The following is a 5450-nucleotide window of genomic DNA, read 5'->3' as shown; positions in this document are numbered from 1 at the left end:
GAACTTGCCGGCCTTGGCGCCTTCCGTATAGGGATCGGCCTTCTTCTTGGTGCCGGAAGCGTTCAGGTTCGACTTGGTCGATTTCTTCGCGCCATCGGTGTACGGATCGAACTTGCCGGMCTTTGCKGCGCTTTTATTGGGGTCCGTCTTGTTCGCATGGGCGCCGCCGTAAAGGTCGCCGCCTTCCGTGTAGTTCTTCTGGGCGTGCGCCAGCTGCGCGCCGCCAAGGGCTGTCAGGGCGGCGATCGTCAGGGCGGCTACGGTCTTGTTGCGCATATTCATCCTCGTGAGTAATGAGTAGTGGCCACGGGCAGGGGGCATGGCCGCATAAATGGTCGTTTGACCGGAAGACTTTACCGACTTGGGATGACCCTGCGAAGTTAATCTTTCTTCCCACTGTATTGAACCACTTTGCGCCCGCGCGGCTTCTGAGCCAGATCAAGTCCGGCGGCATCTTCCTGGGGAAAGTCGTGGAGGGGAGAACGGGGGGCTGGGTGACAGTACAGCCGCAGGCACTGGCCCCGGCAAGGCCCGGCCGCAGGCGGCCGGGCCCTCCGGTCCTTATTCCAGCGTAATGTTCTGGTCGTGCGCGATCTTCTTGCGCAGGTCCAGTTCGCGCTTGATCTGCGCGGCGTATTGCTGCGGCGTGTTGCCGTCGGGATAGGCGCCGCTCTCGGCCAGGCGGCGTTTCACGTTCGGATCCTGCAACGTCTTCACGGCAGCGTCATGGACCTTGGTGATGATCGCGGCAGGCGTGCCGGCAGGCGCCACCAGGCCATACCAGGCCATGTTGTTCATGTCCTTCATGCCGGCCTCGGCGAACGTCGGCACGTCAGGCAAGCCCTCCACGCGCTTCGGCGCCGCCACGGCGAGGGCGCGCAACTTGCCAGCCTGGATATGCGGCATGGACGACGGCAGGTTGTCGAACTGGCCGCTGACCTGGCCCGCCAGCGTGTCGTTCAGGGCCGGACCCGATCCCCGATAGGGGATGTGGACCATATCCGTCTTGGTCAGGAACTTGAACAGTTCGCCGTCGAGATGGGAGATGCTGCCCTTGCCGGCCGACGCGTAGCTGTACTTGCCGGGGTTGGCCTTGACCAGCGCGATGAACTCTTGCAGGTTCTTGGCCGGTACCTTGGGGTTGATCGTCAGCACGTTCGGCACATTGACCAGGTTGGTAATGGGCGCGAAATCCTTGATCGGGTCGTAGGGGTTGCGGGCGTTGGTAGCCGGGTTGGTCGCCATGGTGCTCACCGTGGCGATACCCAGCGTGTAGCCATCGGGCGCGGACTTGGCGAGGGCATCGGCGCCGATCGCACCGCCGCCGCCGCCGCGGTTTTCCACCACCACCACCTGGCCAAGTTCGCGGCCAATGCCGTCGGAGACCGCGCGGGCAACGATATCCGTGGTGCCGCCAGCGGCGAACGGCACGATCAGGCGGATCGGCTTGTTCGGATAGGTTTGCGCCATGGCGCTGTGGCACAGGCCAAGGAGGGCCAGGCAGGCTGCGCTGCCAACATTCAGTACTGCTTTCAAGAGAGGCTCCCGAGGGTTCTAAGTATGTGAGCGGACTGCTCGGCCAGGCGCGGGATGCGGCGATCTGCGTCGACGTTGCCCTTGTTTATCCCGCCGACGCGCCGCAACGTTGCCGCGGCAAGGGCTGCCGCGGAACGCTGGAGTTTTTTGGCTGGTTCCGTGATGCGGAACCATGTTCCGCAATGTGCTCCAGGCGCAATTCAACCGTGAAAGCTTGGCCGGCGGAATTGGTATCAACCCGCGTATGGATCGCAGCGCGGAGCGGGTAGGGCGAACGTATCGGCAGCCGCGGAAACTTGCATTGCGCGGCTTGGGCGCCGATGAGCCAAATGGAAATGAAAAAAGCCGGAAGCATTGCTGCTTCCGGCTTTTTGGAATTCGCTGGTGGGGCGTGAGTGACTCGAACACTCGACCTACGGATTAAGAGTCCGCTGCTCTACCAACTGAGCTAACGCCCCAACGAAGTCCAAGATTATAGCTAGGCGATTGTGACTGCGCAATACCTATTTTGCTGTTTTTTCAAAGACCCCCTGTCTGGCCCAGTGCGAACTTGCGGCAGTGTTCGAGATAGCCGACCTCGTGGCTGGCTATCAGGCCCAGCACGCTCGACCAGAGCCAGGACGGGGCATCGAGTTGCTTTGACCGGTTGCGGGCCAGTTCGGCTAGCCAGCCGCGTTGGGTGGCGAGATCCATCTGGCGCGCGTGGCGCGCGCGCCGTTGTCGTGCGGCATGCTGGCCTTGGGGTAGCTCGGTGCGGCTGCCTTCGCCGCCTCCTTGATGTCGATCAGGCAGATTTCTGGGCCGGGGCTGTCATTGCTGTCAACGGACAGCAGCACGGCGAAGCGCAGGCGGCCCAGGGAGCTGCAACCCTTGACCCAGTAAGCGGCATCTATCACCTCCACGCGCGCGCCTTCGTCGCGAGAGGTCAGCAGCGTGGCAAGGTGGGCGATCTCGCGCCGCTCGGTGGGGGCCAGCCGCCAGAACCGTTTGCCGAGCGGGATGGAAGGCGTGGTATCCCGCAGGCGTTCACGGGATATCCGTGATCGGCCCGAGATTGCCCACATGGCAGTCGCCGCAGATCCAGATCTCCGGGTCCTCGGGCAGCGCGTGCGGCTGCCTGGCCGCCAGCCACTCGTAGAACTTGCGCGTATTGCCGCGCACGTAGGCGTGGGCGGAGCGCGCCATCTTCAGGTTCCGGCACCGCATCAGTTCATCCTCGCGCTTTGCCGGGCCGGGCCGGGCAGGCCAGGTTTGCCGCTGCGCTTGCCGGTGGCTTTGCCGGCGGCCCCGCCTGAGGCTTTCGGGTGCGTCTTCCTGTCGGACTTCGCAACGGGCTTCTTGTTGCTTGTCTTGGATGTCATGGTGTCGGGGGCGTCGCGCGCTGGCAAGAGGAAAGGGCCGGGCTGGCAGCGTCGGCCGTCCGGCGAACTGATGTCAGCGTACTCCATGCCATGCCGGCTCGCTGCCATTGTCACTCGCCCGCGGGCGGCCGGCGCGCATGGCCAGCGGCTACAATGCGCTCGTCTTCCATGTCCGCGGCCGCCGCTGCCGCGTCGAGCCAGAATCCGGAGCCCGTCATGCATGCCAGAGTCCTGCGCTACCTCGATGAGGTGGTGAACCGCGGTTCGATCCGCCAGGCCGCGCTGCATCTGCACGTGGCGCCGAGCGCGATCAACCGGCAGATACTGGACCTGGAGACTGAACTGGGCGCACCGCTGTTCGAGCGCATCAACAAACGCCTCCGGCTGACTCCGCTGGGCGAGATGGTGCTGGCGCACGTGCGGCAGACGCTGCGCGAGCACGAGCTCTTGCGCAGCCGTATCGCGGCCGTCAAAGGTGTGCGCCAGGGCGAAGTGACAATCGCCACGACCGCGGGGCTGGCCGGGTCGCTGATGCCTTCGCTGGTGCACGGCTTCCGCCAGCAATATCCGGGCATCCTGGTGCGCCTGCTGGATCTGCCCGTGGTGGACATCGTCAGCACCGTCGAGCGCGGCGATGCCGACCTCGGCCTCGCCTACGAACTGCCCGACATCGCGGCCTTTCGCATCCTGGCCAGCAGTGACTGGCATATCGGCGCGGTGGTCTCGCCCTCGCACGCGTTGGCTGCGCAGCCTTCGGCGCTGCTAGGTGAATGCCTGGCTTACCCGGTGATCCTCCCCGCGCCGTCGCTGTCGATCCGCGCCATCCTGGACGAGGCCTTCGCGCGCGCGGCCATGGAGGTGTCGCCGGTGACCGAGACCACTTCGACGGCATTGATGCGGCGCCTGGTCATGCTTGGGTCCGGCGTCGCTTTCCTGAACCCCCTCGATGTGCTGGAGGAGCGCGCGCGCGGCGCGCTCGCATGGGTGCCCTTGCGCGACGGCAAGCTGCCGTGCCAGACGTTGCGGCTGGTGGTGCGCGCGCGCAACCCGCTGAGCCCGGCGGCGAGTCTGATGGCGGAGCGGATCGGCGCAGGTTTGGCGGAACTGTTTGGGAGCCTGCGCTAGCGGCCCGCTGGACCAGGCCCTGGCGCAACACGGTGGCTGTGCTGTTTTTGCGTACACCGTCGGTGGAATTCGATGCTTTGCGGCTGGCCGCCGCCGTCTTAGACTGTCTGGGCTGGTCAATACGACGCCGGCCGGCCAGCCCCGGCGCAGCATCGCTATCCACCCCTGATCCGAAGATCCCGTCATGACCCTCATCCTTATCAATGCAGACATCCTGGTCACCATGGATGCGCAGCGCCGCGAGATTCCGGGCGGCGCGCTGGTGGCCCAAGGCCCGTCGATCGAATGGGTGGGCGCCAGCGCCGAGTTGCCGCAGGAATACCGCCGGCTGATCGACGAAGGCCGCGCTGAGGTGCTCGACATGAGTGGCCAGGTGGTGATTCCGGGTCTGGTCAATACGCACCACCACATGTACCAGAGCCTGACCCGCGCCGTGCCGGCCGCGCAGGACGCGGAGCTGTTCTCCTGGCTGAGCAATCTCTATATGTTGTGGTCGCACCTGACGCCGGAGATGATCGATGTGTCGACCCGGACCGCGATGGCGGAATTGATGCTATCCGGCTGCACCACCACCAGTGACCATCTTTATCTTTACCCCAACGGCTCGCGCCTGGACGATTCGATTGCGGCGGCGGCGCAAATGGGCATGCGTTTCCATGCCGCGCGCGGATCGATGAGCGTGGGCCGCAGCAAGGGCGGCCTGCCACCCGACTCGGTGGTGGAGGAGGAGCAGGCGATCCTGAGCGACAGCCAGCGGCTGATCGAGCAATACCACGACGCTTCGCGCCATGCCATGCTGCGCGTGGTGGTGGCGCCATGCTCGCCGTTTTCCGTGTCGCGCGACCTGATGCGGGAGTCGGCGCTGCTGGCGCGCAACTATGGCGTGTCGCTGCACACCCACCTTGCCGAGAACGATAACGACATCGCCTACTCGCGCGAGAAGTTCGGCCTGACGCCCGCGCAGTACGCCGAGGAACTCGGCTGGGTCGGACCCGATGTGTGGCACGCGCACTGCGTCAAGCTGGACGACGAAGGCATCGCGCTGTTCGCCCGCACCGGCACGGGCGTGGCCCATTGCCCTTGCTCCAATATGCGGCTGGCTTCAGGCATTGCGCCGGTGCGCGCGATGCGCGATGCCGGCGTGCCGGTCGGCCTGGGGGTGGACGGCAGCGCTTCGAACGATGGTGCTCATATGCTGGGCGAGGTGCGCCAGGCGATGCTGTTGCAGCGGGTAGGATACGGGCCCGCCGCCATGAGCGCGCGCGAGGCACTGGAGATTGCCACCCTGGGCGGCGCGCGCGTACTGGGCCGCGACGATATCGGTGCCCTGGCGCCGGGCATGTCGGCTGACTTCGTGGCCTTCGACATGGGGCAGGTGGCTTATGCCGGCGCGGGCCACGATCCGGTGGCGGCGCTGGTGTTCTGCAC

4 protein-coding genes, 1 tRNA gene and 1 pseudogene are annotated in these 5450 nt (G+C 65.6%); 2 read left to right on the top strand and 4 right to left on the bottom strand.

The annotated features are described in order from the left end of the window. The 4 genes and pseudogenes from AC1DKD_RS40300 to AC1DKD_RS40285 all read right to left on the bottom strand — a co-directional run. Window positions 1-276: hypothetical protein (locus AC1DKD_RS40300; protein ID WP_477144655.1), on the bottom strand; the 276-nt coding region annotated here is incomplete at its 3' end. Between the two features lie 285 nt (window positions 277-561). Further along, the gene (locus tag AC1DKD_RS40295) at window positions 562-1536 is read right to left on the bottom strand and encodes a tripartite tricarboxylate transporter substrate binding protein BugE (protein WP_045240072.1); all 975 of its coding nucleotides are present in this window, start codon (window positions 1534-1536) and stop codon (window positions 562-564) included. Window positions 1537-1918: 382 nt separating this feature from the next. Then, window positions 1919-1994 (bottom strand) — tRNA-Lys (locus AC1DKD_RS40290). 61 nt (window positions 1995-2055) lie between these two features. After that, window positions 2056-2742: pseudogene (locus tag AC1DKD_RS40285) on the bottom strand (DUF2252 family protein). Between the two features lie 371 nt (window positions 2743-3113). Between AC1DKD_RS40285 and AC1DKD_RS40280 the strand changes: the two are divergent. Beyond that, window positions 3114-4022 carry a LysR substrate-binding domain-containing protein gene (locus AC1DKD_RS40280; protein WP_477110945.1) on the top strand — a complete coding sequence of 303 codons (909 nt, stop codon included), beginning with the start codon at window positions 3114-3116 and terminating at the stop codon, window positions 4020-4022. Window positions 4023-4206: 184 nt separating this feature from the next. Beyond that, the coding region (locus AC1DKD_RS40275; protein ID WP_477144654.1) for an 8-oxoguanine deaminase at window positions 4207-5450 on the top strand (1244 nt) is incomplete at its 3' end.

The organism is Cupriavidus sp. 05T313, from assembly GCF_056396665.1.
Note: the sequence above shows the minus strand (reverse complement) of the source record. Positions and strands in the feature narration are given on the sequence as shown.